General features: G+C 68.6%; 22 protein-coding genes. 17 read left to right on the plus strand and 5 right to left on the minus strand.

The window, feature by feature from the left end:
• Window positions 1–295 precede the first annotated feature (295 nt).
• Together G1H10_RS31640 and G1H10_RS31645 are read right to left on the minus strand one after the other, a co-directional pair.
• Window positions 296–463, minus strand: coding sequence for a hypothetical protein (locus tag G1H10_RS31640; RefSeq protein WP_163745274.1), 168 nt, complete (start codon window positions 461–463; stop codon window positions 296–298).
• Between the two features lie 29 nt (window positions 464–492).
• On the minus strand, window positions 493–651 hold the full coding sequence (locus G1H10_RS31645; RefSeq protein ID WP_163745275.1) for a hypothetical protein: 159 nt from the start codon (window positions 649–651) through the stop codon (window positions 493–495).
• A 404-nt stretch (window positions 652–1,055) separates the two neighbouring features.
• Between G1H10_RS31645 and G1H10_RS31650 the strand changes: the two genes are divergently transcribed.
• The 3 genes from G1H10_RS31650 to G1H10_RS31660 all read left to right on the plus strand — a co-directional run bounded on the left by G1H10_RS31650 (window position 1,056) and on the right by G1H10_RS31660 (window position 6,391).
• Window positions 1,056–2,624, plus strand: a complete 1,569-nt coding sequence (locus G1H10_RS31650) for an Rpn family recombination-promoting nuclease/putative transposase (RefSeq protein WP_163745276.1) — start codon at window positions 1,056–1,058, stop codon at window positions 2,622–2,624.
• A 371-nt stretch (window positions 2,625–2,995) separates the two neighbouring features.
• Window positions 2,996–5,542: a rhamnogalacturonan lyase gene (locus G1H10_RS31655; RefSeq protein WP_163745277.1), complete on the plus strand. Its 2,547-nt coding sequence runs from the start codon at window positions 2,996–2,998 to the stop codon at window positions 5,540–5,542.
• Window positions 5,543–5,689: 147 nt separating this feature from the next.
• Entirely contained in the window at window positions 5,690–6,391 is a 702-nt protein-coding gene (locus G1H10_RS31660; RefSeq protein WP_163745278.1) for an ion channel, read from the plus strand.
• 77 nt (window positions 6,392–6,468) lie between these two features.
• Here G1H10_RS31660 and G1H10_RS31665 read toward each other — a convergent pair whose 3' ends face one another.
• A complete protein-coding gene (locus G1H10_RS31665) occupies window positions 6,469–7,329 on the minus strand; it encodes a MurR/RpiR family transcriptional regulator (protein WP_246220201.1) in 861 nt (286 codons plus the stop codon).
• Between the two features lie 182 nt (window positions 7,330–7,511).
• Between G1H10_RS31665 and G1H10_RS31670 the strand changes: the two genes are divergently transcribed.
• From G1H10_RS31670 to G1H10_RS31700, 7 genes are read left to right on the plus strand one after another with little or no spacing between them, the layout of a single operon-like run.
• A complete protein-coding gene (locus G1H10_RS31670; protein WP_163745280.1) occupies window positions 7,512–9,095 on the plus strand; it encodes an ABC transporter substrate-binding protein in 1,584 nt (527 codons plus the stop codon).
• Between the two features lie 2 nt (window positions 9,096–9,097).
• On the plus strand, window positions 9,098–10,072 hold the full coding sequence (locus tag G1H10_RS31675) for an ABC transporter permease (protein WP_216853864.1): 975 nt from the start codon (window positions 9,098–9,100) through the stop codon (window positions 10,070–10,072).
• Window positions 10,069–10,959 (plus strand): ABC transporter permease, encoded by an 891-nt coding sequence (locus G1H10_RS31680; RefSeq protein WP_163745281.1) that lies wholly within the window; start codon window positions 10,069–10,071, stop codon window positions 10,957–10,959. Before G1H10_RS31675 ends, G1H10_RS31680 begins: the two co-directional genes overlap by 4 nt.
• Window positions 10,956–11,873 (plus strand): N-acetylmuramic acid 6-phosphate etherase, encoded by a 918-nt coding sequence (murQ, locus tag G1H10_RS31685; RefSeq protein ID WP_163745282.1) that lies wholly within the window; start codon window positions 10,956–10,958, stop codon window positions 11,871–11,873. Before G1H10_RS31680 ends, murQ begins: the two co-directional genes overlap by 4 nt.
• The gene (locus G1H10_RS31690; protein ID WP_163745283.1) at window positions 11,870–13,114 is read left to right on the plus strand and encodes an anhydro-N-acetylmuramic acid kinase; all 1,245 of its coding nucleotides are present in this window, start codon (window positions 11,870–11,872) and stop codon (window positions 13,112–13,114) included. Before murQ ends, G1H10_RS31690 begins: the two co-directional genes overlap by 4 nt.
• 17 nt (window positions 13,115–13,131) lie before the next feature.
• The gene (locus G1H10_RS31695) at window positions 13,132–14,325 is read left to right on the plus strand and encodes a serine hydrolase domain-containing protein (protein ID WP_163745284.1); all 1,194 of its coding nucleotides are present in this window, start codon (window positions 13,132–13,134) and stop codon (window positions 14,323–14,325) included.
• Window positions 14,322–16,097: an ABC transporter ATP-binding protein gene (locus G1H10_RS31700; protein ID WP_163745285.1), complete on the plus strand. Its 1,776-nt coding sequence runs from the start codon at window positions 14,322–14,324 to the stop codon at window positions 16,095–16,097. The genes G1H10_RS31695 and G1H10_RS31700 overlap by 4 nt, the downstream gene beginning before the upstream one ends.
• Before the next feature lies 1 nt (window position 16,098).
• On the opposite strand, the gene G1H10_RS31705 is transcribed toward G1H10_RS31700, so the two are convergent.
• Complete coding sequence (locus G1H10_RS31705) at window positions 16,099–16,932, minus strand: aldo/keto reductase (RefSeq protein WP_163745286.1); 834 nt, start codon at window positions 16,930–16,932, stop codon at window positions 16,099–16,101.
• Window positions 16,933–17,118: 186 nt separating this feature from the next.
• On the opposite strand from G1H10_RS31705, the gene G1H10_RS31710 reads away from it, so the two are divergent.
• The 7 genes from G1H10_RS31710 (at window position 17,119) to sppA (ending at window position 23,546) form a co-directional block, all read left to right on the plus strand.
• Window positions 17,119–17,742, plus strand: coding sequence for a TetR/AcrR family transcriptional regulator (locus G1H10_RS31710; RefSeq protein ID WP_163745287.1), 624 nt, complete (start codon window positions 17,119–17,121; stop codon window positions 17,740–17,742).
• 115 nt (window positions 17,743–17,857) lie between these two features.
• The gene (locus tag G1H10_RS31715; protein WP_163745288.1) at window positions 17,858–18,721 is read left to right on the plus strand and encodes an NAD(P)H-binding protein; all 864 of its coding nucleotides are present in this window, start codon (window positions 17,858–17,860) and stop codon (window positions 18,719–18,721) included.
• 5 nt (window positions 18,722–18,726) lie between these two features.
• Window positions 18,727–19,014, plus strand: a complete 288-nt coding sequence (locus G1H10_RS31720) for a DUF8836 family protein (protein WP_163745289.1) — start codon at window positions 18,727–18,729, stop codon at window positions 19,012–19,014.
• Between the two features lie 59 nt (window positions 19,015–19,073).
• Window positions 19,074–19,841: a 3-hydroxyacyl-CoA dehydrogenase gene (locus G1H10_RS31725; protein WP_163745290.1), complete on the plus strand. Its 768-nt coding sequence runs from the start codon at window positions 19,074–19,076 to the stop codon at window positions 19,839–19,841.
• A gap of 18 nt (window positions 19,842–19,859) precedes the next feature.
• The gene (locus tag G1H10_RS31730) at window positions 19,860–20,888 is read left to right on the plus strand and encodes an LLM class F420-dependent oxidoreductase (protein WP_163745291.1); all 1,029 of its coding nucleotides are present in this window, start codon (window positions 19,860–19,862) and stop codon (window positions 20,886–20,888) included.
• Window positions 20,889–21,002: 114 nt separating this feature from the next.
• Window positions 21,003–21,713 (plus strand): HAD family hydrolase, encoded by a 711-nt coding sequence (locus tag G1H10_RS31735; protein ID WP_163745292.1) that lies wholly within the window; start codon window positions 21,003–21,005, stop codon window positions 21,711–21,713.
• A gap of 171 nt (window positions 21,714–21,884) precedes the next feature.
• Window positions 21,885–23,546, plus strand: a complete 1,662-nt coding sequence (gene sppA / locus G1H10_RS31740) for a signal peptide peptidase SppA (RefSeq protein ID WP_163745293.1) — start codon at window positions 21,885–21,887, stop codon at window positions 23,544–23,546.
• 392 nt (window positions 23,547–23,938) lie between these two features.
• Here sppA and G1H10_RS31745 read toward each other — a convergent pair whose 3' ends face one another.
• Entirely contained in the window at window positions 23,939–24,865 is a 927-nt protein-coding gene (locus G1H10_RS31745; protein ID WP_163745295.1) for a S66 peptidase family protein, read from the minus strand.
• Window positions 24,866–25,127 lie beyond the last annotated feature (262 nt).

The raw sequence follows: 25,127 nt of genomic DNA on the forward strand, positions 1-25,127 counted from the left end.
TGGCACCACGCACGCCGTTCTCCCACACCTAGTTTTGATCTTCGACAATCAAAAACCTAGGCCGGAAAGAACGGCGTGCGCTGCTATGACACGCTCAACCCACCCACGGATAAGTCAGAAGAGCCTCTTTTCTCCCACGCCGACGTTCGACCATGTCGCAAGGGCTTCAGCTCACGACCGGTATTCAGCCTGTTCCACTGGACCTGCGCGACACGCCGTTTTGGGCTGCCGCGCGCAAGACAGCGTCGTGCAAGTAGCGCGCCACGAGCCGTAGATGTATGACAGCCACGTCCAGTCAGAGCAGACCAGTCGACCGGGCCCAGGTGACGAAGCCGCCGGATTCGAACGGATAACGCGCGCACGAGGCGATCATGGCATCGACGGCAGCGGTCGTCACATTGCGCACCCAGCCCGAAGCCATGTCGCCCAAGACGTCGAACCGATCGATTCTTCCCGCATGCATGATGGGGGACGTATCCCGCACCAAGGTCGTCATGGCTGCGCCCGACGGGTGCGGTTCGGAAGCTCCGACTCCCGAATCACTCCGTCGACGAACTCGACTGCACGGGCAGGTGTGATGACTCCGTCCCGGTATGCGGCCAGCACCGAGCGCCGCCACGCGGACCCCGTCTGCCCGATGATGAGATCCATATCCGGCTCCGCGCACAGACCGCCAGAAAGTCCCCACGTTGTGGCGTGTCTGAATGCAGCATACGTGCGTCATCGTCGCTGATCGCTTCGCTCGCACGCGACGCACGGACAGCCACGCTCCACGAAACGCGATATCGCGGCGATCCGGATCAGCAACTCCCGCGGTTCACCACGCCACGCTTCCCACTCACGCACCACGTCCTGATGAGGCAGGAGAAGCTGTCCAGCAGAGGCATCGATAAGGTGCTCACGGTCTTCCCGACTGGGCCCATGCCGAAGCAAGAACTCGACGTCGCGAGTGTGGGCTTCCAGAGCTGCGTCGAACCGAACCGGCGTGCCCTCTTCGATCGTTCGTTCGGATGCGGGTGCTAGTGTCCCGTGCCATGCCGCGCCACCTACCGGCCGTGAGACCGCTGGGTCCAGACGCGGACGGCCAGTGGGTCCGCCGCTGGACCTCGCCAGAATGGACCCAGACCGCAGACGACTGGGTGGGCCGTCGGCTCGCTGAGCACGACCGCCGGATCATCGGCGAACCGGTCACGTACCGGGCCCGCTTGTGGTCGGTGGTCCGCTGCTATCCGTCGACTGAAGGCCTGGTGTGGTTCAAGGAGAACAATCCTGGGTTCCGATTCGAGGCTGGCCTGCTCGCCACGCTGGCGCAGTGCGCGCCGGATGACGTGGTCGTGCCGATCGTTGTAGATCGCGAACGTGGCTGGATACGCACCAACGATCAAGAAGCGATGCTCTCCCGTGCCGAGGTCGCTGACCAGCCGACGCGGCGCATCGTGGTCTGTGCGCTGGCTCGCCTTCAATGCGCGTTTCTCGGCCGCCTCGAATTGACAGAGCACCCGGGCTCGTCACACTTTCACCCGGCGCAGCCGGCGACCGCATACGCGCTAGCGCCAGGGGATGGGCGACGCTGCCGCCGGAGCATCCGTTACGACCCGAACAGGACGTGCTGGAAGCGCTTGATTGCTCGGTTGTCAGTGCCGACCGGTACGTTCGCCGTCATGTCCAATCAGTCGAGTCCGCATGACGCGGCGTTCCGCCGGATTCTTGGTGAGCCGGCCAACGCCGCATCGCAGCTGCGTGCGACGCTGCCAGCCGCTCTGGCCGACCGACTCGACCTGGACCGGCTCGTCCCCGCCTCCACCAGCTTCATCGACCCCGCACTGCGGTGGCGGCACTCCGACCTGCTCTTCACCGCGCCGCTGGACGGACATGAGGCGTTCGTCTACGTCCTCGTCGAACACCAAGGCAGCACGGATGCGCTCATGCCGTTTCGGATGCTGCTCTATGTGGTGCGGATCTGGGAGCGCTACCTGACCGAGCACCCCGAGGCCACCCGCCTACCGGCGGTCATCCCGCTGGTGGTGCACCACAATCGCCGCCCGTGGAGCGGCCCGACCGAGGTGCTGGACCTGCTCGACGTCGACCCAGCCACCGCCGAGGCCGCGGGCGAGTATCTGCCCCGGTTCCGATTCCTGCTCGACGAACACGCCCTGCGCAGCCGGCCGCTGACCCCGCAGGCCCGCATCACCCTGCTACTGCTCAAGATCGCCGCCGGCAATGCCCGGCTCGCCGACGACCTGAAAACATGGGCCGACGATCTGCGCGCGATCCTGGATCGCTCCGGCGGCGCCGACGACTTCGTCACGCTGTTGACGTACATTGAGACTGTGGGCGAGGCGCCCACCGACGAGCTACACGACCTGTTTGCACGACTCGGGCCCGACGCAGAGGAGGCATACGTGACCACCGCAGAGATGCTCCGCGCCGAAGGCGAAGCCCGCGGCCGCGCCGAAGGCGAAGCCCGCGGCCGCGCCGAGACACTCCTGCAACTGCTGACGCTCAAGTTCGGCCCACTCCCCCAGACCACACTCGACGTCGTCCGCTCCGCCTCCACTGCCCAGCTCGAGGCATGGACCGCCCGGGTACTTACCGCCGACACACTTGACCACGTCCTGCATTGAATCGGAACGGTCGCAGATGAGACGTGGCGGCTGGTGTCCTTCGAGGTAGAGACCGGAAATCGGGGAGCAAGGGATTGAGGCGTCGACGCATATAGCCGACCTGCGTTTCCGCTGATGAGTACAAGCGGCGCCCAGGGCGGTAAGCCAACGACGCGCCGCCGCCTGACCTGACCACCAGAGGATTCTCCGCCCGGGTCCCCTTGACGATCACGCAAGACCTTCGTAACGTCTCGTGACATCAGTGAAACGACTCAATTTGCCGTCCGCCCAATCAGCCGGGAACGGAGCGTGTCGTTGTGGCGCAGGATCCGCATCACTCCAGAAACACTCACCGAGGCCCACTCTCGGGCACCGCGCTACTCGCGTCGGGGTTGACCGCGTTGCTCGTGGGGACCGGAGGCGCGGCCGCCGCGGACACGGCGCGCGATTCGGAAAGCGCATTCCGCAGCGCGGACAAGCCGGACGCCACGGAGGCGGCCCAGCTGGAGCACCTCGACCGCGGCCTGGTCGCAGCGGCGACGGACGAAGGCGTGTTCCTCAGCTGGCGCCTGCTCGGCTCGGAGGTCACGGGTCACACAGGCCAGGGCATGGTCGGCGCGGATTTCCACGTGTACCGCGACGGCGAACGTATCGCCACGGTCGCCGACAGCACCAACTATCTGGATCAGGACGGAGCGCCCGACTCGGATTACTGGGTCGCGGCCGTCATCGACGGACACGAGGTCGATGTGAGCGCTCGCATCGCGCCGTGGTCGGACACGTACTACGACATCCCGCTGCAGAAGCCCGCCGACGGCGTCACCCCCGCCGGCGAGGAGTACACGTACTCCGCCAACGACATGAGCGTGGGCGACGTCGATGGCGACGGCCAGTACGAGTACGTCGTCAAGTGGGACCCGTCCAACTCCAAGGACGTCTCCCAGGTCGGCTACACCGGCAACGTCTACATCGACACCTACGAGCTCGACGGCAGCCTGCGGCATCGCATCGACCTGGGCGTGAACGTCCGCGCCGGCGCTCACTACACCCAGTTCCTCGTCTACGACTTCGACGGCGACGGCCGCTCGGAACTGATGTTCAAGACGGCGCCCGGCACCAAGGTGATCTCGTACGACGAGGACGGCAACGTGGCGTCCGAGGAGTGCATCACCATGCCGAAGAAGGACCTCAAGGCCGGGTACTCGCACGACGACGACTACCGGATGAGCGCCGACGACTTCTACGAGTTCACCGTCGACCGGTTCATGGGCTGGCACGAGCATCCCGAAGTGGTCGCCGGCAACTGGCCGGGCACGCTCGAGGAAGCGTTCGGCATCGAGCCGCGGTACGACTACCCGCTCTCCCGCGACGACGCCGAGGCGTTGGCCGATTACCTCATGGATGAGTACGCGCCGAGCCGCAGCGGCCGCAACGACCTGCGCAATTTCGAGGGCTTCATCCTCACCGGCCCCGAGTACCTGACGGTTTTCGACGGCGCCACCGGCGAGGAACTGGAGACCATCGACTACAAGCCCGCCCGGGGAGACGACGGCCTGCTGTGGGGTGACTATGCGATGTCCCGGATCGAACCCGGCAACCGGGTCGACCGGTTCCTCTCCGGCGTGGCATACCTGGACGGACAGCAGCCCTCCGCCGTCTTCGCCCGCGGCTACTACACCCGGACGACGATCGTCGCGTACGACTGGGATGGCAAGCACCTGAAGGAGCAGTGGTACGTCGACAGCGGGCACGCGCCGATGAGCAACCCGTTCAACGACGGCCCGCACGGCGTGGACGGGACCGATCCCGAGTTCGGCACCATCACCACGCAGGGCTTCCACTCGCTGAGCGCGGCAGACGTAGATGACGACGGGAAGCAGGAGATCGTCTACGGCGCCGCCACGATCGACGATGACGGCTCCCTGCTCTACAGCTCGTTCGACCTGATGCCGGAAGGCAGCGCCGACCCCGGCTCCATGGCCCGGCTCGGCCACGGCGACGCGATGCACGTGACCGACATCGATCCGAACCGCCCCGGCACGGAGATCTTCACCGTGCACGAAGGCGGGGCTTGGGCACCGCTCGGGTACGCCATGCGCGACGCCGCCACCGGTGAGGTGCTCTTCGGTGAGTTCATCCCCTCCGACGTCGGCCGCGGCATGGTCGGCGACATCCTGCCCGGCGAGCCCGGCTTCGAAGCCTGGGGGTCGCATGGCGCCGGCCTGCACACCGCCGACGGTGACCGCCTCGGCGACCAGATACCCGGAACCAACCAGAGCATCCGGTGGGCCGCGGACATGACGACGCAGATCGTCCACGGCGCCACGACCGACACGTACGAGACGCCCACAGTCCGCGACTGGGAGCGTGGCACGCTCCTCACCGCCGAGGGCACGACCACCAACAACTGGTCCAAGGGTAATCCCAGCCTGGTCGCCGACGTCTTCGGCGATTGGCGTGAGGAGATGCTGCTTCCGCTGGTCGACAGCAGCGCGATCCGCGTCTACCTGTCGACCGAGGTGACCGACCGCAAGCTGTACACGCTCATGCATGATCCGCAGTACCGGGCGGAAGTGGCGCGACAGCAGACCACGTACAACCAGCCGTCGTACACCAGCTTCTACCTGGGCTCGGATATCGACTGGGCGGACGTGCCGCTGCCGGACTACTGGACGCCTGGAGGCATCGGCGCACTGAGCGAGCGGCTCGACGCGTACGTCGACAACGGCGACGTCGCGGGCCCGGCGTCGAGGTACCTGGCGAACAGGTTGGGCCAGGCACAGCGGCACTTGGATCTCGGTGACGACGATCTGACCGCCCGGGCGCTCGGTCGGTTCCTCGACGGTCTCCAGGATCCGCGGGGCACCGGCACGGTGTCGGAGGCTGCGCGCGTCAGCCTCGGCTATCACGCAGAGACGCTGATCTCGATGCTGTCCTGAACCCAGGGCAGGCTGGCATGGCACGCTGGGCGCCTACGCATGGCACGCTCAGGGACGGCATTCGCGTCCCTTTAGTGCCGTTTTGTGGAGGCGCTCAACGTGCCATGCTCGGCGGCGCGGAATTTCTCGTGGTGTTGAATTCTGTCCATGGCTATCCCCAAGCGGCCTCGGCCATTGCGCGACTCTGACCCATACACCTGGAACCTCGGGCTACTGCTCTTCTTCGTCATCATCCTGCAGTTCGGACAACCCGTCACCATGTACGGCGAACTGTGGACCGGCCTGTACATGCTGCTCTATGCGGCGATGATCTTCTTCGGGATCCGGCTCGTCAGGCACGAGCGCCAGCCCCTCAGTATCGTCGCCACGGTCGGGATCGCGTTCGTGGCGTTCGGTACATGGTTCTCATTCGATCAGGAGCATCGCACGGCCACCCTCGGCATGCTCGTCAGCCTGACCGTCTTCATGCTGATGCTGGTCATCGCATTGACGATGTTCATCTTCCGTCGCTCGCACGCCGCCGGTGTCGATCTCGTGCTGGCCGCCGTCACCGTCTACCTGCTCCACGGCGGACTCTTCGGAGCCGCCTACAGTGTCATGGAGATCCTCCACCCGGGTAGCTTCGCGGACCCGACGACGCCCGGAGCATCACCCACGTGGCGACAGCTCGTCTACTACAGCTACGTCACGATGTCCACCGTCGGCTATGGCGAGGTCCTCCCGCTCACAGCCTGGGCACGCTCACTGGCCGCGTTCCAGGCGGTGGCCGGCACGCTGTTCCTTACCGTTGCCGTCGCTCGCCTCGTCAGCATCTGGAGAAGCTCGAATCCCGTCCGCCCGGACACCTAAGCACGTGCGCCGTATCTGCGACGGGTCCGGCCCACACCGGCCAGGACGCGGGTGGATACACGGCGACGGCCGATCGATCAATCGTGCAGCGGGTTACCGCGAACAGCGGCGTAAGTCTGCCGCAGTGCCTCGATCGACTGGCCGTACGACGCCTGAGCCACCCCGGTGAACAAGCAGTCGACCACCATCAGCTGAGCGATCCTGCTGCCCAGGGCGCCGGGCCGTAGCCGCGTCTCCCGGGCGGCCGTGGTGAGCACGATGTCGGCGACGGCCGCGATCTCCGAGTCGGCATGGTTCGAGATGGCGACGGTCGTGGCACCGGCGGCCGCGGCCAGCCGCAGAAACCTGATGGTGTCGGCCGTCGTACCCGTGTGCGAGATGCCGACGGCGACACACTCCCGGTCCAGCACGGCGGCGGAGGTCCACGCCGAATGGGAGTCGGGCCAGACCAATGCCGTGCGCCGGATACGACTCAGCTTCTGCTGCAGATCCAGCCCCACCACCGCACCGGCCCCCACCCCGAAGATGTCGACACGTCGCGCCGCCGCGACCGCGGACACCGCCGCCGCGAGCGCCGTGGTGTCCAGCACCTCCGCGGTGTCGGCGATCGCCAGTGCCTCATTGCGCGCGATCTTCGCGACCACGTCGGCCAACGAGTCCTCCTGGCTGATGTCACCGGTGACCGACGGAAGGCCCCGCTGCTGGAACGTCTCGCGGGCGGACTCGCGGGTCAGGTCCAAGCGCAGATCCTGATGCCGGGAGTAGCCGAGACGCCGGCAGAACCGCACGACGGACGTGGTCGACGTCGCGCAATGCGCGGCGAGCTTGGTCACCGGCCACTCGGCGACGGTCACCGGGTCGGCCAGGATCGCCTCCGCGATCCGTCGCTCCGCCGGCGGCAACGACGGCAGCGCGGCCCTGATGCGAACCAGGATCATGCGCGGATGGGAATGGTCGACGCCGCCGGAAGCCACGCAGGCATGATACATTCCGAGCCGTACATTCAGTACATACGTGAACCAGACTCCGTACATCCTGTACATTGCGTGCGAGCACGTGCAACACCACCCATCAGGACCACAGACGTCCTCATCCACGTCGTCCACTTAGGAGGAAGCGCATGCCGGCCAGCCCGCGCCGCACGCCACTCAGCTGGATCGTCCTCGGCACGGTCACGGTCGCGTCCCTGACGCTTGCCGCGTGTTCCGACGCGAACACCAGTGACTCCGGCGGAGGAGCCGAATCAGACGCCGACGCGGCCGATCTCGCCCCCGGCGGAGATCTCGTCATCGGTGTCACATCCGACCCGGACACGCTGTACCCGTGGCGCGCCACTCAGTTCCAGGCGGTGAACGTGCTCGGCAACATCTACGGCACGCTGACCGAGCTGGATGAGAACCTCGAGGTGACGCCGGGCCTCGCCGAGTCGTGGGACGTCTCCGACGACGGGCTCACCGTCACGTTCCACCTGCGCGAGGGAGTGACCTTCGCCGACGGCAGCACCTTCGGCTCCGAGGACGTCGTCCACTCGCTCGAGACCATCCTCGACGAGGAGACGGCCGCGGTCGCCCGCAGCTCGCTGGCACGCGTCGAGACGGTCACCGCCGTCGACGAGACCACCGTGGAGGTGGCGCTGAGCTCACCCGACGCGAGCCTGTTCGCGAACCTCGCGACCGTCAACATGGCGATGCTGTCCTCGGACGACACCGAGGACGATCTCAACACCACGCCCAACGGGACCGGACCGTTCGCCTTCGACGAGCGGGTGCCGAACCAGTCCATCTCACTGGCCCGCAACGACGCGTACTGGGGCGACCCCGCGCTGCTGGACACGGTCGAGTTCCGGGTGATCCCGGACGAGTCCTCGATCGTCTCGTCGCTGCAGGCGGGCAACGTGCAGATGGCGGTCTTCGACGATCCCCTGGTGGCCGATACCGCCGCCGGCGCGGACGTCACTGTCACCGAGACTCCACAGCTCAGCTACCACGTGCTGCAGCTCAACGCGCGCCGCGGCCCGCTGAGCGACGTGAACGTGCGGCTGGCGATCCAGTGCGGGATCGACCGGCAGCAGCTGCTCGACACCGCCGCCCTGGGTGAGGGCGAGATCACCGGCCCGATCACCTCCCCCGCGTACCGGTCGGACCCGAATGCCCGGCCGTGCCCCGAACGCGACGTGGAGCGCGCTCAGGAGTACCTCGCGCAGGCCGACGTCGAGACGCCGGTCGTCATCGAGACCATCGTCTCCCAGGGCGAGTACGCCACGTCGGTGAACGAGGCGCAGAACCTGAAAGCACAGCTGGAAGAGGTCGGCATCGTCCTCGAGCTGGATCAGCTGGAGTCCGGCGCGTTCGTCGACCGATGGATCGCGGCCGACTTCGACGCCGCGGTGGCGCTCAACGGCGGACGGCCCGAGCCGGACGGCATGTACGGGCGGTACTTCACCAGCGACGGCAACCTGAACGAGGTCGCCGGGTACAGCTCGCCCGAACTCGACGAACTCTTCGCCCAGGGCCTTCAGGCCACCGACGAGGACGAGCGCAAGGGCATCTACGACGACGTCGCCAGGCACCTGGAGGACAACGCCGCGTGGGTGTGGCTGTTCACGGGTTACACCTACACCGCGACCCACAACACGCTGCACGGGTTCGTGCCGATGGCCAACGGATCGCTGCAGTATCTGCGCACGGCCGGCTTCACCGGCTGACCATGATGCTCGAGGAGTTCCTGCACAACGGCGTCGTCCGGCGGGTGGGGCAGGCGCTGTTCACCCTGCTCGGGGTAGCCGTCGTCGTCTTCGTGATGCTGCGCGCCATTCCGGGTGACCAGATCACGTCGAACCTCGGCACCGAGGCGGCCGCGCTCACCCCGGACCAGCGTGCCGCGCTGGAGGCGTACTACGGGATCGACCAGCCGTTGTTCAGCCAGTTCTTCAGCTGGCTGGGCAACGTCCTGACCGGCAACCTCGGCTTCTCCTCGCGGGCACAGACCAGCGTCGCGGAACTCACGCTCCAGGCGCTCCCGGTCACCTTCGAGCTCGCCGTGCTGTCGATCGCGTTCGCGCTGGTGATGGGGATCCTGCTGGGAATGCTGTCGGCGTCCCGGCCGAACTCGGCCCGGGACGCGGCAGGGCAGGTGGTCGGTCTGGCCGGACTGTCCATCCCGGCGTTCCTGCTGGCGACGACGCTGATGTCGGTGCTGGCGTCGGAGTTCGGGTTCAACCCGAACGGCGAGCCGTACGCGCGCCTGCTTCAGGATCCGCTGCTCAACCTCAAGCAGATGTTCCTGCCCGCGCTGGTCCTCGGATTCGGGGTGGCGGCGCCGATCATGCGGACCACGCGCACCGCCGTGCTGGAGGTCAAGTCGGGCGACTTCGTCCGCACCGCTCGCGCCAAGGGCGTTCCACCCCGCCGGCTGCAGATCCGGCACGTGCTCCGCAACGCGCTGGTGCCCATCGTCACCATGACGGGCCTGCAGTTCGGCTACCTGCTCGGCGGTGCGGTCGTCATCGAGCAAGTGTTCTCCATCCCCGGCATCGGCCGCCAGGTGCTGCTGGGCATCCAGCAGAACGAGTACGCACTGGTGCAGAGCACCGTGCTGGTCATCGCCCTGGCGTTCGTCCTGGTGAACCTGCTGACCGACCTGCTGTACCGGATCATCGACCCCCGGGTGCGTGCCGCATGACCCTCGCCACCGACCAGAACGCGGAGATCACCGCACGCACGGTCAGACCCCGCGCGCTGATCAGGACGCTGACCAGCAACCGGAGCACGTTCGTCGGCCTCGTCATCACGGTGACGCTGGCCATCGTCACCGTGCTGGCGCTGTTCGGTGCCCTCCCGCACGACCCGCTGGCCCAGGATCCGCCGGAGCGCCTGCGCGCCCCGTCGGGAGACTTCTGGTTCGGCACCGACCAGTTCGGCCGGGACGTCTTCTCGCGCGTGGCCGCCGGGGTCGGCAACTCGGTGCTGATCGCGGTGGTGGCCGTTGCGTTCGCCACGCTCGTCGGCACCGCCGCCGGGCTGGTCGCCGGGTTCTACCGCGGATTCTCCGACACGGCCATCGGCGGCGTCACCAACATCCTGTTCGCCTTCCCGCCGCTGCTGCTGGCGCTCGCGCTGGCATCGGTGTTCGACCGCAACTGGTTCACCATCGCGGTCGCCATCGCCGTCGTCTACACCCCCATCTTCGTGCGCGTCACCCGCGGACCGGTCCTGTCGTTGCGCGAGGTGGAGTACGTCCGGGCCGCCGTGAGCACGGGGCAGAGCCGGCTGATGGTGATGCTCAAGCATGTCTTGCCCAACATCACCTCGATCATCATCGTGCAAGTCACGCTGTCGCTGTCCTGGGCCGTACTGACCGAGGCGTCGCTCAGCTTCCTGGGGCTGGGCACTCCGCCGCCGGCTCCGTCCCTGGGGTCGATGATCTACGAGGCACGCACACTCGTCACGGTCGCCCCGTGGACCATGCTCGCCCCCGGCATCGTCGTCGTCCTGCTGGTGGTCGGGCTCAACCTGCTCGGCGACGGCCTGCGCGACACCTACGATCCACGCAACCGAGGGAATCGATGACCCGTCAGGGAGACCACGTACGTCAGCCGCCCACCACCGAACGCGCCGACCCCCGATTCGCCCGGATCGAGGAGGCGTCCATCGCCGAGCTCGCCCGGCAGATGAACGCCGCCGACGCGACCGTGCCGGCCGCCGTCGCCGGTGAGGTCCCGCGCATCGCCCGCGCGATCGAGGCGGTGGTCGAGCGGATGAACCGGGACGGCCGCCTGGTCTACGTGGGCGCCGGAACGTCCGGCCGGCTCGGCGTGCTCGACGCCTCGGAATGCCGTCCCACCTTCAACGTCAGCGCGGACCAGGTCTTCGCGATCATCGCCGGCGGACCGCAGGCCGTCGCCGACGCGGCCGAGGGAGCGGAGGACGACGCCGAGGCGGGCGCGCGCGACATCGATGACGCCGGGATCGGACCCGACGACACCGTCATCGGGCTCGCATCCAGCGGCCGGACACCGTTCGTGCTCGGCGCCGCGCGCCGGGCACGGGAACGCGGAGCGCTGACCATCGGCATCTCCTGCAACCGCGACGCCGAGCTGAGTGCCCTCGTGGAGCATCCGATCGAGGTGGTGGTGGGTCCCGAGGTGATCAGCGGGTCGACCCGGCTCAAGGCGGGCACCGCGCAGAAGATGGTCTTGAACATGATCTCCACCATCACCATGGTGAAGCTGGGCAAGACCTATCGCGGCCTGATGGTGGACGTGCGTCCCACCAACGAGAAGCTGCGCGCCCGTGCCACCCGCATCGTCTGCTCACTGACCGACGCGGACCCCGACGTCGCGGCGGCCATGCTGGCCGACACCGGTTTCGACGTCCCGCTGGCGGTGCTGCGGCTGCGGCTCGGCCTGAACCAGCACGCAGCCGCCGACCGGCTGCGCGCCGCGAACGGGCGCCTTCACCTCGCACTGGGAGAGAGCGCATGAGAGTCCTCGGTCTGATCTCCGGCACCTCGCACGACGGCATCGACGCCGCCATCGTCGACTTCGCCGTGGACGGCGGCGACGGCACGCTGCACGGCATGGTCACGCACACCGCGTCCACACCCTACGAACCCGCGCTGCGCGCTCGCCTGGCCGCCGCGCTCCCGCCGGCGCAGGTCACGCTCGCCGAGGTGACCGTCCTGGACACCCTCATCGGGCAGGCGTTCGCCGAGGCGGCGCACACCGCCGTCGAGCAGGACGCGCCGGTCGACCTGATCGTCTCGCACGGCCAGACCGTCTTCCACTGGGTCGACGGCGGCACCGCGCGCGGCACGCTGCAGATCGGGCAACCGGCGTGGATCGCCGAGCGCACCGGCACCGCCGTCCTCTCCGATGTCCGGATCCGCGACATCACCGTCGGCGGGCACGGTGCCCCGCTCGTCTCGATCCTGGACGCGTTGCTGCTGGGCGGCCTCGGCGACGCGCCGGCGGCGCTCAACCTGGGCGGTATCGCGAACGTGACGGTCTCGTCCGCCGACGGGGTGCACGCCTACGACGTCGGCCCGGCCAACGCGTTGATCGACGCCGTGGTGACCGAGCACGGCCTGCATCCGCAGGGCTACGACGACGGCGGGCGGATCGCGGCGTCGGGAACGGCGGACCCGGCGCTGCTGGAGGTCCTGCTGGACGAGGAGTATTACCGGCTGGCGCCACCGAAGAGCACCGGCAAGGAGCTGTTCCACCTCGGCTACGTGCACGACGCCGTCCGGCGGGCCGGGACCGATCCGGCACCCGCCGACCTGGTCGCCACGCTCACCGAGTTGACCGTCCGTACCGTCGTCGACGCGCTGCGTGGCGAGAAGGCCGACGCGCTGGTGGTGTCCGGGGGCGGCGCGCGTAACCCGGTCATCATGGCCGGCCTGCGACGTGACCTTCCAGACACCCGGGTGCTCCTCTCCGACGAGCTGGGTGTGCCCGCCGACGCGAAGGAGGCGATCGCGTTCGCGCTGATCGGCTGGTGCAGCGCGCACGGCCTGCCCGGGACGGTGCCCGGCGGCACCGGCGCGAGGGAGCCGCGGATCCTGGGCACGTTCACGCCCGGCGCTGCTCCCCTGCGGTTGCCCGCTCCCCGGGCGCAGGCGCCGACATCGCTGCGCGTACACGGCCACGCCGCCGGACCAGGCCGCGCCACCGGAACGGGCCGAGCCGCCGGAGCAGGCGGGGCAGGCGGGGCGAGCGCGTGACAAGTCACCCGTCGCGCGTGACGGCCGGCCCGGGTGCGATCGACCACCCGGCGCTCGCCCGGACCGCCGCGCGCGTACTCGGGCCGTCGCCGGATTCCACCTGGACCGCGCCGGCCGGCGTCGTCATCGGTGTACGCACGCCGGATGCGACGTTCATCCACGTCGCGGGCGAGCGGGTTCCCGCCGATGGCAGCCGTGGCCGGCCCGCCGCACCGATGACGCCATCCACCGTGCACGACCTCGCCTCGGTGACCAAGACCATGACGACGACCGCGGTCATGCGGCTGATCGCGGTCGGCGCGCTCGGACTCGACGACGACGTCCGCGCCTACGTGCCGACGTTCCCTCATCCGGCGAGCATCCGGCAACTCCTGCTGCACCGCGCCGGGCTGTGGGAATGGTGGCCGCTCTACGTTCGGTCAGCAGATCCCGTGGCGGCGTGGGCCGAGCTGGACTCGCTGCCGGCGCGATACCCGGCGGAGTCCGGACGGCACTACTCCGACCTCGGATTCATGCTGCTCGGGCGGGTGCTGGAGGCGGTCTCCGGAACCGGTCTGCGCGACGCCATGGCCCGGCTCGTCACAGATCCGCTGGGCCTCACCCGGACCGGCTACGGACCGCGGCAGGACGCCGAGATCGCGGCCGGCTCATACGGCGACGCCGCCGAGCGACGCATGCTGGCCACGTCGACGCCGTATCCGGTTCCGTACTCCGACACCGACATGGACCGATGGCGCGACGGGCTGGTGGTCGGCGCGGCGAACGACGGCAACACGCAGCACGCCCTGCACGGCGTCAGCGGGCATGCCGGACTGTTCGCCCCGGTGCCGGATCTGCTGGCCTTCGCCCACGCGCTGTCCACCGGCGAGCACCGCCTGGCGGCGCCGGACGTCGCGGCCGCGTTCTTCGCCGACGGCCCGGATCCGGGACAAGCGCTGGGCTGGCGGACCGGCACGCTGGGACTGGACGGCCACCGCCACGCCTTCGTGTACCACCCGGGCTTCACCGGGGTCACCGTCGGCTTCGTCCCCGGGCAGGGGGTGGCCGTCGTCGTCGCGGCGAACCGTCTGGTGACGCCGGGCGAACCGATACCGAACGACACTCTGCTGCGCATCGTCGCGGACGCGCTCGCCCCGCCGGGCGCCCTCACCCCTACCGGTCACGCGACCGGCGGCACCGCCCGACCCTCGACCACCGCGAGGCATCCATGACATCCACTCCGCTGCTGTCCATCCAGAACCTGTCCGTCTCGTTCGCCACGCCCGGCGGCGAGGTGGCCGCCGTGCGGAACGTCGACATCGACCTGCCGGCCGGGCGGACGCTGGCCGTCGTGGGCGAATCCGGCTCCGGCAAGACGACGACCGCCGCCGCCGTCAACCGTCTGCTGCCCGAGAACGGCCGCATCACGTCGGGCTCGATCATCTTCGGCGGGCGTGACCTCGCCACGGCAAGCGAGCGGGAGCTGCTGGCCGTCCGCGGGTCCCAGATCGGACTGATCCCGCAGGATCCGATGTCCAATCTCAACCCGATGCAACGCATCGGCACCCAGATCGCGGAGGCGTTGGAGGTGCATGGCCGCACGTCCGGCAAGGCGACGGATCGGCGCGTCGTCGAGCTGCTCGACATGGTCGGCATACCGGAGCCGGACCGGCGAGCGCGGCAGTACCCGCATGAGTTCTCCGGCGGCATGCGGCAGCGCGCCCTCATCGCGATGGGCCTCGCGTGTGAACCCGCCCTGCTCATCGCGGACGAGCCGACGTCGGCGCTCGACGTCACGGTGCAGCGCAAGATCCTCGACCAGCTCGGCCGGCTCACCGGCCGGATGGGCACGTCGGTCATCCTCATCACGCATGACCTGGGGCTGGCCGCCGAGCGGGCCGACTCCGTGGTGGTGATGTACCGCGGAGAGATCGTCGAATCCGGCGACGCCGCGCAGATCCTGGAGAGCCCGCAGCACGAGTACACGCAGACGCTCATCGCGGCGGCGCCGAGTCTCACCTCACACCGGCTCGTCGCCTCGGTGCGTGAGCTCGCCCGGACCACCGACAGCGCAGCCGGCACCGGTCGCACCGATGGTGCCGGTAGCGGCGGTAGCGGCGGTAGCGGCGGTAGCGCCGGTAGCGCCGGTAGCGCGGCCGGCAGCGAACAAGCCGTGACCGCCCAGCGTGAACCCGACGGCTCGGCCGCCACGGCGGGGAACCTCGTCGAGGTGAACGAGCTGACCAAGGAATTCCATGTCCGGGCCGGCCGCACCGGCAGGCGAGAGCGGTTCACCGCCGTCGACTCGGTGAGCTTCACGATTCCGCGCCGGCAGACAGTGGCCATCGTCGGCGAGTCCGGCTCCGGCAAGTCGACCACCGCCAATATGCTGCTGGGGCTGGACGAGGTCACGGCGGGGTCGATCCGATTCGACGGCACCGAGCTGGTGGGCCTGGGCCGCCGCGAGCTACTGGCGTTCCGCAGGCGGGTGCAGCCGGTCTTCCAGAATCCGTACTCGTCGCTCGACCCCCGTTACTCCGTGCGACGGTCGATCGCCGAGCCCTTGCAGGTGCACGGGGTGGGCGACGCCGGCAGCAGGCGCGCCCGGGTGGCGGAGCTGCTCGATCAGGTGGCGCTGCCGAGCGCGATGGCCGAGCGATACCCACACGAACTCAGCGGCGGCCAGTGTCAGCGGGTGGCCATTGCTCGTGCCCTGGCCCTCTCCCCGGATCTGGTGATCCTCGACGAGGCGGTGTCCGCGCTGGACGTCGTCGTGCAGAACCAGATCCTGGAGCTTCTGGCCGGGCTCCAGCAGAGACTGGGCCTGAGCTATCTGCTGATCAGTCACGACCTCGCCGTGGTGCGGATGCTCTCGCATCAGGTCAACGTGATGAAGCAGGGTCGCATCGTGGAGAGCGGCGCGCCCGACCACATCTTCGCGGACCCGCAGGAGCCGTACACCAGGGAGCTCCTCGCGGCGATCCCCGGACGACGCGCCGCATAGCTCACGGAACCCAGTTGAACTCGTCCGGGTCGGGGCCGGTCCGCTGGTTGCGGTTCAATCCGCTGATCGCCGCGACGTCGTCGTCGCTGAGCTCGAAGTCGAAGATGTCGAAGTTCTCTTCCATCCGGCCGCGGTTGACCGACTTCGGGAAGACGATGTCTCCTCGCTGAAGATGCCAACGCAGCGCGACCTGCGCGGGGGTCTTCCCGTGGTGGTCCGCGAGCCGGCGCAGCGTCGCGTCGTCGTTCACCGCTCCCCTGGCGATCGGGGCCCAGGCCTCGGTGGCGATGCCGTGCCGGGCGCCGAAGGCACGCACGTCGTCCTGCGTGAGGTAGGGGTGGACCTCGATCTGGTTGACGGCCGGGACGATCTCCGTCTCCTCCAGAATGCGCTGCAGGTGATGCGGCTGGAAGTTGGAGACGCCGATCGCGCGGCAGCGACCGGACCGGTAGATCTCCTCCAACGCCCGCCAGGTCTCGACGAAGTCGCCCACCTTCGGCAGCGGCCAGTGGATCAGGAACAGGTCGACATAATCGATGTCGAGGTCGGCAATGGTGCGGTCGAAGGCGCGCAGCGCGTCGTTGTAGGCGTGGTAGCCGTTGTTCAGCTTGCTGGTGACGAATACATCGTCACGGTCGATCCTGGAGTCGCGGATCGCTTCGCCGACCTGCTTCTCGTTCCCGTACATCTCGGCGGTGTCGATGTGCCGGTACCCGACGTCGAGCGCGGCCAGCGTCGTCTCCTTGGTGACCTCCGGGTCGACCTTGAAGACCCCGAAGCCGAGCTGAGGAATCTGCACACCGTTGTTGAGCGTGATGGTCGGTACGTCCGTCATGTCCTGTCGCCCTCGCCAGCTCTCGTCGGTTCTTCGAGCACAGGTGGCCGCGACACCCGAGCGCCGTCGCATGCCACCACTCGCCCACCCTAGGCACACATCACCCTATCGACGAAGCACACCGCCTGGCCGCCGGCTGTTGAACAGAATCAAACCAAACTGTACAGTTTGATTCGAGGAGGCCGGATGCCACACCAGGAGACAGCACGCAGCAAGGCGAAGCGGGACCAGATACGCCGCGGCGCTCAGCAGGTGTTCCTCACCGCCGGTTTCGCCGGCGCGACCACCGATGCGATCGCTCAGGCGGCGGGCGTCTCCAAACAGACCCTGTATGTGTACTTCCGCCGCAAGGAGGAGCTGCTGGTCGACGTCCTGACCTCACTGCTCGCCGAGCTCCACCAAGACCGGCCGACGCTGGAACGCGCCGACGACGTCGACTCGACATCCAGTCTCCGTGCCGCCCTGGTGCGGATCACCTCCGACGCGCTGACCACCATCAGCAACCAGGAGTATCTGGCCTTGACGCGGGTGATCATCGCTGATTCGCCTAAAGTGCCGGAGATCGGTGAGCTCTGGGCCTCCACGGTCACCGGCACGGTCAGGTCCGTCGTCATCGCCCAACTGGAAGAGGCTCGCCGTGCGGGCCTGATCGACCTGGACGACGTCGAGGTCGCGGCCCGCTTACTGGTCGGCGGCGTGCTGACCTACGTCCTCCCGGACGGCATCGTCGCCACCGATCGTCCGGTCGCACCACCATCCACCGAGACGCTCGAACGGATGGTCGACCTGTTCCTGCGGGCCATCACCTGAACGAGAGCGCAGGCCAACCTGACGCATCACACCCGACGCACACCACACCCGACGCACACCACACCCGACGCACACCACGGTCAACGACGTACACCACTGTCGAATCGGAGAGACGATGATCCTCGTGACCATGGCCGGCGGAAACGTCGGTCTCCCCCTTGTTGAGTACCTGCACGCCGCCGGCCTGCCCGTGCGCGCATCGACCCTGGAAGCCGACCAAGAGCGGTTGCCCGCCGGTGTCGACGCGGTACTCGGCGACCTGGCCGGACCACACGTCCTGCACGAGGCGTTCACCGGCGTCGACGCCCTCTTCCTGGCCACCGGCCACCCGGCCGACGAGGAACCCATCCTGACGCAGGCCGAGCGGGCCGGGGTGCGGCGCGTCGTACTGCTGTCCTCCTTCTCCGCCGGCGACCTGCCGGATTCCCCGGTGGGTGCCGAGTTCCGCCGTATCGAGGAGGCCGTGCGCTCGCGAGACTTCGCGTGGACGATTCTGAGGCCGCAGGGGTTCGCCTCCACCATGGTGTCGCTGGGCTGGTTGCCGATGTTTCGCCAAGGGCGGGTACGGGCGCCGTTCGGCTCCGTCCCCGTGCCGATCATCCACCCGGCCGACATCGCGTCCGTGGCGTACACCGCGCTGACCGAGGACGAGGGCCATCAGGGGCGGATCTACGAGTTGACCGGCCCCGATGCCTTGACGCTGCCGGAACAGGTCGGCGAGATCGCCGCGGCAGCCGGCCGGGACATCGCCTTCGAGGAGATCCCAGTCGACGTCGCGCGCCGGGAACTGCAGGCCTTCGCTCCGGCGATGGTCGTGGACTACTTCCTGGACGTCTGGACGGCCGTGCGGCCCGAGGTCCGCGACACCGTCGAGAAGGTCACCGGCCGGCCGGCACGGACCTTCCGGCAGTGGGCGCAGGAGAACGCCGATACGTTCCGGCAAGCCGCTGTTTGCACGGGCAACTCTCCGGGTACGTGATCGGCATGAGGGGCGATCGTGTCGAGATCGTCGTCGACGCCGGCGACACGACACGGACGTACGAGATCACGGCGACGCGAATCGGGCGACGAGTGGACGTCACCATCGGACGCGGCGTCGTCGAGGTCGCCGAGGTGACCCGTTCCGGAACGGCCGTGCGGACGGCCCGGTTCATGGCGAGCCGGGTGCTGGCGCTCGTCGAGCATCCGGCGGCCGACCGGCTCACGGACAACGAACGTGAGGACCGTCACCGCGGCGCCCCGGGCGCGGCAGGACCGGGGCCGACGACATGACCGGATGAGTGGCCTTACGCTGGGGGTCCACGGCAGCCGCGTCGAAAGGACACCCCGGGATGGACATCAACGCCAACGTCGTCGCACTGGTCACGGGCGGAGCCTCCGGGCTCGGGCTCGCCACCGTCAGGCGGCTGGTGACCGCGGGCGCGAGCGCCGTCGTCGTCGATCTGCCTTCCTCCCGCGGCAAGGAGGTCGCCGACGAGGCGGGCGACCGGGTCGTATTCGCCCCCGCCGACGTCACCGACGAGGCCCAGGTGTCGGCCGCGTTGGACGCCGCGGCCGGGCTGGGTGACCTCCGCATCGTCGTGAACTGCGCGGGCATCGGCACCGACGTCTTCCGTGTGGTCGGCAAGAAGGGGCCGTTCCCGTACGACAAGTTCCGCCGCACCGTCGAGGTCAACCTCTTCGGCACCTTCAATGTCATCCGGCTGGCAGCCGAGCGGATGATCCCGATCGAGCCGACGGGCGAGGAGCGCGGCGTCATCGTGAACACCGCGTCGGTGGCCGCGTTCGACGGGCAGATCGGCCAGGCCGCCTACTCGGCGTCGAAGGGCGGCATCGTCGGCATGACCCTGCCGATCGCGAGGGACCTCGCCCAGCACCTGATCCGGGTGACGACGATCGCTCCCGGCATCTTCCAGACGCCACTGATGGCCGGTCTGCCCGAGGAGGCACAGCGCTCGCTCGGGGAGCAGGTCCCGCACCCGAGCCGGCTCGGGCGGCCGGAGGAGTACGCGCAGCTGGTCGAGCACATCGTCGCCAATCCCATGCTCAACGGCGAGACCATCCGCCTCGACGGCGCCATCCGCATGGCCCCGCGGTAAGGGCGCTAGGGTGCCTGCATGGAGCTGAGCACGATCCTGCCGCTGGCCAAAGATCCGCATGCGACCGCGCGGGAGGTCGTCGCCCTGGAGAAAGCCGGCGTGGACACCGTGTTCCTGCCCGAGGCGTACGGCTTCGACGCGGTGTCCATCCTCGGCTATCTCGCCGCGCGGACATCGACCGTACGGCTCGGCCCCGGAATCCTGCCGATCTACTCGCGCACGCCGGCGTTGATCGCTCAGACCGCCGCCGGGCTGGACGCCGTCTCCGGTGGACGGGCCGTGCTCGGCCTCGGCGCCTCCGGTCCGCAGGTGATCGAGGGCTGGCACGGCGTCCCGTACGCCAAACCGCTGGCCCGCACCCGCGAGGTGGTCGACATCTGCCGCCGCGTCTGGCGCCGCGAACCGCTGACCAACGACGGCCTCTACCCGTTGCCGTTGCCGGAGGAACAGGGCACGGGGCTGGGCAAGCCACTGAAGTTCATCAACCGTCCGGTCCGGGAGCGCATCCCGATCTTCCTCGCCGCGCTCGGCGAACGCAACGTCCAACTTACGGCGGAGATCGCCGAGGGCTGGCTCCCGATCTACTTCCTGCCCGAGCGTGCCCAGGAGATCTGGGGCCCGGCGCTCGACGCCGGGCGGGCCCGCCGTGACCCTGCGCTCGGAGAACTGGAGATCGTCGCCGGCGGCAACCTCGCCATCGGCGACGACGTCGACCAGCTCCTCGATCTGGCGCGCCCGACGCTCGCGCTCTACATCGGCGGCATGGGCGCCCGCGGCAAGAATTTCTACAACGATCTCGCCCGGCGCTACGGCTACGAGGCCGAGGCGGAGCGCATCCAGGATCTCTACCTGTCGGGACAGCGATCTGAGGCGGAGGCGGCAGTCCCGGATGAGCTTGTCCGGCTGACCAATCTGGTGGGTCCGGAGAGCTGGGTTGCCGAGCGGGTGGCGGCGTACCGTGCGGCCGGCGTGACATCCCTGCACGTCAGCCCGGTCGGCCCGGACCCGATGCGCAGCGTCGAACGGTTGAAGGAGATGCTCTCCTAGCCCCGGCGCGGCCGTGGATAATCGGTTGCGAGGTGTCGTCCGGTGCTGCCTATCGTGGCGCGGACACGGCCACCATCGGCTGCATACGCCGACGATGCCACGAGGGGCACACCGATGAAGCAGAATTTGATCTTCGACGCCGACGACACGCTGTGGGAGAACAACGTCCTGTTCGAGCAGGCGGTCGAAGCCTTCATCGACTATGCGGGGCATGCGACCCTCAGCCGGGCCGAGGTACGAGCGCGTCTCGACGAGATCGAGCGCGTCAACGTCCGCCGGTACGGCTACGGTGTCGACAGTTTCGAACGCAGCCTCACGGAGTGTCTCGGCGTGCTGCGCGCGGACGCGTCGCCGTCCGTCGACGCCGACGGATCGACCGTCCACGCGGACGCCGCGGCGATTCGACGCATGTGCGAGCCGATCAGAGCGAACGTCATCGAACTCATCGACGGCGTGCTCGACACCCTGCACGTGCTCTCGACGCGGCACCGGCTGTTCCTGCTGACCAAGGGTGACCAGGCGCAGCAGGCAGCCAAGATCGAGGCGTCGGGACTGGCCGACCTGTTCGCCGACGTGACGATCGTGCCGGAGAAGGAACCGGCGGTCTACGCTCGCTTCGTCGGCGAGCGGCAGCTGGCCCCGGACGAGACCTGGATGATCGGCAACTCCCCGAAATCGGACATCCGCCCGGCGCTCGAGGCCGGCCTCGGGGCCGTGCTGGTGCCGCACCCGATGACATGGACGCTGGAACACGACGAGGTGCCGCACACGCATGAACGTTTCCGCGAGGTGACACCGTTCGCCGCGCTGAGCACGCATTTCTGACGGCCCGCACACCGCGACGCACCGGACACACCACCCTGCGGGGGCGCCGGTGCACTCGCGGACATGCGCCGCGGTCGCGATCACGTCTGCCGCGCATGCTTGTGTGGGGGCGGTTTCCCGCAGGGTCGACGGGCACGACGTCGCCGGCGAGCGAGGCATAGGGTTGAAATCATGTCGGTAGCGCCGCTTGTCCTCGAACTCGAATTGCACACGCCGCTGAGCACGGTACCGCCGCAGGATCCGCTCACGGCGATCCGCGCCCGCAACCGGGCTCAGCTGTCCGACGTCCTGGAAGGGCTCCGGCGGGCGGCGAAGGACAGCAAGGTGGCAGCGCTCGTTGCCCAGTGTGACGGTGGCACGCAGACACCCGCGGTGGTCCAGGAGCTCCGGGACGCGGTGCTGGAATTCCGCCGGTCGGGCAAGCCCGCTGTCGCCTGGGCGCAGAGCTTCGGCGAGCTCGGCCCAGGCACGCTCGGTTACTACCTGGCCAGCGCGTTCGACGAGATCTGGGTGCAGCCGTCCGGGGACGTCGGCCTCACCGGCCTGAGCGCGCGCGCCGTCTTCCTCCGCGAAGCGCTCGACCAGCTGGGCCTGCAGCCCCAGCTCAGCCAGCGGCACGAGTACAAGAACGCGGCCAACATGTTCACCGAGTCCGAGTTCACCGAGGCGCACCGTGAATCACTCACGCGCATCGTCGAGTCCATGGGCGAGCAGATCATCACGGCCGTCGCCGACGCGCGCGACATCGACCCGCAGCGGCTACGCGACCTGATCGACGCCGGGCCGGCAAGCGCCGACGACGCCATGGCCGCCGGTCTGATCGACACCGTCGGCTACCGCGATGAGGTGTATCACGCCGTCAACCGGAGTGTCGGTGGCCGGATGCGGCTGCGCTACGTCAGCCGATACAACCACGCGCGCACCAAGAATGACGCCATGCTGCGTGCGCCGATCCAGCGGCGACGAGGTTACGTCGCGCTGGTGTACGGGCACGGGGCTATCACTGTCGGCCGTAGCTCCGCGAGCCCGTTCGCGCAGGGCTCGATGGGCTCCGACACGATCAGCGCCGCGCTGCGTGCGGCTGTGCGGGACGACTCGGTCAAGGCCATCGTGTTCCGCGTGGACAGCCCGGGTGGCTCCTATGTCGCCTCGGACACGATCCGTCGTGAAGTGCTCCTGGCAAGGCGGAGAAAGCCCGTGGTCGCCTCGATGGGATCCGTCGCCGGCTCGGGAGGGTACTTCGTCACGATGGCCGCTGACGCGGTGGTGGCGTCGCCGGCCACCATCACCGGGTCGATCGGCGTCGTCGGCGGCAAGATCTCACCGAGAAGACTGCTCGATCGGCTGGGTATTCACGTGGCGAGCGTGAACGTCGGCCAGCAGGCCGACATGTTCTCCTCCGATGAGCCGTTCACCGACGAGCAGTGGGAGATCGTCAACCGGTGGATGGACCGGGTCTACGACGATTTCACCGCCAAGGTGGCGGAGGACCGCAAGCTCGCCAGGGACCATGTGCTCGACGTGGCCCGCGGCCGGATATGGACCGGCGCGGATGCACGCGAGCACGGGCTCGTGGACGAGCTCGGGGGCCTCACCACGGCCATCCAGGCGGCACGGGACCGGGGCGGCCTGCCCTATCGGGATGATCTCGCCGACGTCCGGACGTACCCGCGAGTGCCGTTCCTGGAACGGCTCCGCCCCGCCGAATCGAGCCAATCACCAGCAGCGACCGGGACCACCGTGCGTGCCCATGCGCCGCTCAGCGACGTCGCCACCGCCCTCGGCCTGCCCAGCACCGGCGCGCTGACGATGCCGTTCGTCCCCCGCACCTGAGGCGCCGAGCCAGGCATCCGACAGCGCCAGGACGCGCCCCTGAATTTCGTTCTAAGGCCTTTCGGCCCTACGCCCGGCCGATGGCCGCCCTTTACGCTCCCAATGTTGCTTCTGCAACGGGTGCGCGGGTGAGGGGCATTGCGGGCACCTAGGCGGGAGTGACGTACCAGGCGGGACCGGCCCCAGGGGGATGGGTCGGTCCCGCCCTCGCCCGTGCTTCCGCACGCGGACGCAGCCGACGCATGCACGCCGCATCGGCGGCTCATGCAACCAGGGTGCACCGCGGATGTGCTGCGGATCGGCAACTATCACCCTAGCGCGCACGCTCCCGTCCGCCTAACGCGCTGGTTCGGCACTGCGGGGAAGCGCTGGGCAGCGCTCATGCCCTGTCACTAGGCGAGCGCAGGTTCGTCCAGGGTCAACGTCGCAGCGCCCGGATCCAGCGTCGCCGATACCCCCAGCGGCACGGTCTGCGTGCTCGGCCCGTGCCCGAAACCGAATCGGGCGACGATCGGCACTCCGAGATCACCGAGCCGATCCACCACGACGCCGTCCATGGGTTCGCAGTCGTGCCACGATCCCAGCACGATGCCGACCACACCGTCCAACCAGCCGGTACGGAGCATATGCGTGAGGTCGCGGTCCAGCCGGTACGCCTTCTCCCCCACCTGCTCCAGCAGCAGGATGCCTCCGTCAAGGTTCGGACGGCCGGTCGGGGTGGCCAGCTCTGAGGTGAGCAGGCTGACACATCCGCCGACGGTCACCCCCGTCACCGGGCCGGTGTCGCCGTTGGCGATCGTCCGCGCGGTGGGAGCGCCCAGGGTCAGCACCGTCTCCGGCTCGAACAGCGTTCGCCGCAGGTGCTCAGCCGTCGGACCGTCCTGCACGAAGGAATCGACCGCCACCATCGGCGCGTGCAGGGTGGAGACCCCGACACAGTTGGCGAAGGCCTCGTGCAACGCGGTGATGTCGCTGAAGCCGGCGAACACCTTCGGCTCCGCCGCGGCCATGGCGGACCAGTCGAGCAGATCCATCATCCGCTGCGCCCCGTATCCTCCGCGTGCGCAGAACACGCCGGCGACCGAGGGATCGCACCAGGCCTGCTGCAGATCGGCCGCCCGGGCCTCATCCGTTCCCGCCAGGTACGGGACTCGCTCGTGCTGGTCGGTGACGTGCGGGGCGATCGTCACGTCGAGGCCCCAGCCCCGCAGGATCTCGCAACCGGTGTCGAGCAGGTCTTTGTCGACCGGGCCGCTGGGCGCGACGACAACGACGCGGTCTCCCGCCGTCAACTTTCTCGGCCGGGTCAATGCTTGCATCTTCATGGGCTCATTCCCGGGATCTGTCGTGTGGGCAACCGCGGCTCGTCACCACGGATCATCTCATCAGCGGCAGGCACGCTACCGTACCATCACCGCGCCCCAGAGGCACGCAACCCCACCACCCCGGCAGCGCCTAAATGAGGCTCTTCTGACTTATCCGTGGGTGGGTTGAGCGTGTCATAGCAGCGCACGCCGTTCTTTCCGGCCTAGGTTTTTGATTGTCGAAGATCAAAACTAGGTGTGGGAGAACGGCGTGCGT

Origin of the sequence: Phytoactinopolyspora halotolerans (assembly GCF_010550675.1) — a bacterium.
In the GTDB taxonomy this organism is placed as follows: domain Bacteria; phylum Actinomycetota; class Actinomycetes; order Jiangellales; family Jiangellaceae; genus Phytoactinopolyspora; species Phytoactinopolyspora halotolerans.

Coding starts and splice junctions, on each gene's coding strand:
- G1H10_RS31640 (WP_163745274.1), bottom strand. CDS start 463: ATGCATGCGGGAAGAATCGATCGGTTCGACGTCTTGGGCGACATGGCT.
- G1H10_RS31645 (WP_163745275.1), bottom strand. CDS start 651: ATGGATCTCATCATCGGGCAGACGGGGTCCGCGTGGCGGCGCTCGGTG.
- G1H10_RS31660 (WP_163745278.1), top strand. CDS start 5,690: ATGGCTATCCCCAAGCGGCCTCGGCCATTGCGCGACTCTGACCCATAC.
- G1H10_RS31665 (WP_246220201.1), bottom strand. CDS start 7,329: ATGATCCTGGTTCGCATCAGGGCCGCGCTGCCGTCGTTGCCGCCGGCG.
- G1H10_RS31670 (WP_163745280.1), top strand. CDS start 7,512: ATGCCGGCCAGCCCGCGCCGCACGCCACTCAGCTGGATCGTCCTCGGC.
- G1H10_RS31675 (WP_216853864.1), top strand. CDS start 9,098: ATGATGCTCGAGGAGTTCCTGCACAACGGCGTCGTCCGGCGGGTGGGG.
- G1H10_RS31680 (WP_163745281.1), top strand. CDS start 10,069: ATGACCCTCGCCACCGACCAGAACGCGGAGATCACCGCACGCACGGTC.
- murQ (WP_163745282.1), top strand. CDS start 10,956: ATGACCCGTCAGGGAGACCACGTACGTCAGCCGCCCACCACCGAACGC.
- G1H10_RS31690 (WP_163745283.1), top strand. CDS start 11,870: ATGAGAGTCCTCGGTCTGATCTCCGGCACCTCGCACGACGGCATCGAC.
- G1H10_RS31700 (WP_163745285.1), top strand. CDS start 14,322: ATGACATCCACTCCGCTGCTGTCCATCCAGAACCTGTCCGTCTCGTTC.
- G1H10_RS31705 (WP_163745286.1), bottom strand. CDS start 16,932: ATGACGGACGTACCGACCATCACGCTCAACAACGGTGTGCAGATTCCT.
- G1H10_RS31710 (WP_163745287.1), top strand. CDS start 17,119: ATGCCACACCAGGAGACAGCACGCAGCAAGGCGAAGCGGGACCAGATA.
- G1H10_RS31715 (WP_163745288.1), top strand. CDS start 17,858: ATGATCCTCGTGACCATGGCCGGCGGAAACGTCGGTCTCCCCCTTGTT.
- G1H10_RS31720 (WP_163745289.1), top strand. CDS start 18,727: ATGAGGGGCGATCGTGTCGAGATCGTCGTCGACGCCGGCGACACGACA.
- G1H10_RS31725 (WP_163745290.1), top strand. CDS start 19,074: ATGGACATCAACGCCAACGTCGTCGCACTGGTCACGGGCGGAGCCTCC.
- G1H10_RS31730 (WP_163745291.1), top strand. CDS start 19,860: ATGGAGCTGAGCACGATCCTGCCGCTGGCCAAAGATCCGCATGCGACC.
- G1H10_RS31735 (WP_163745292.1), top strand. CDS start 21,003: ATGAAGCAGAATTTGATCTTCGACGCCGACGACACGCTGTGGGAGAAC.
- sppA (WP_163745293.1), top strand. CDS start 21,885: ATGTCGGTAGCGCCGCTTGTCCTCGAACTCGAATTGCACACGCCGCTG.
- G1H10_RS31745 (WP_163745295.1), bottom strand. CDS start 24,865: ATGCAAGCATTGACCCGGCCGAGAAAGTTGACGGCGGGAGACCGCGTC.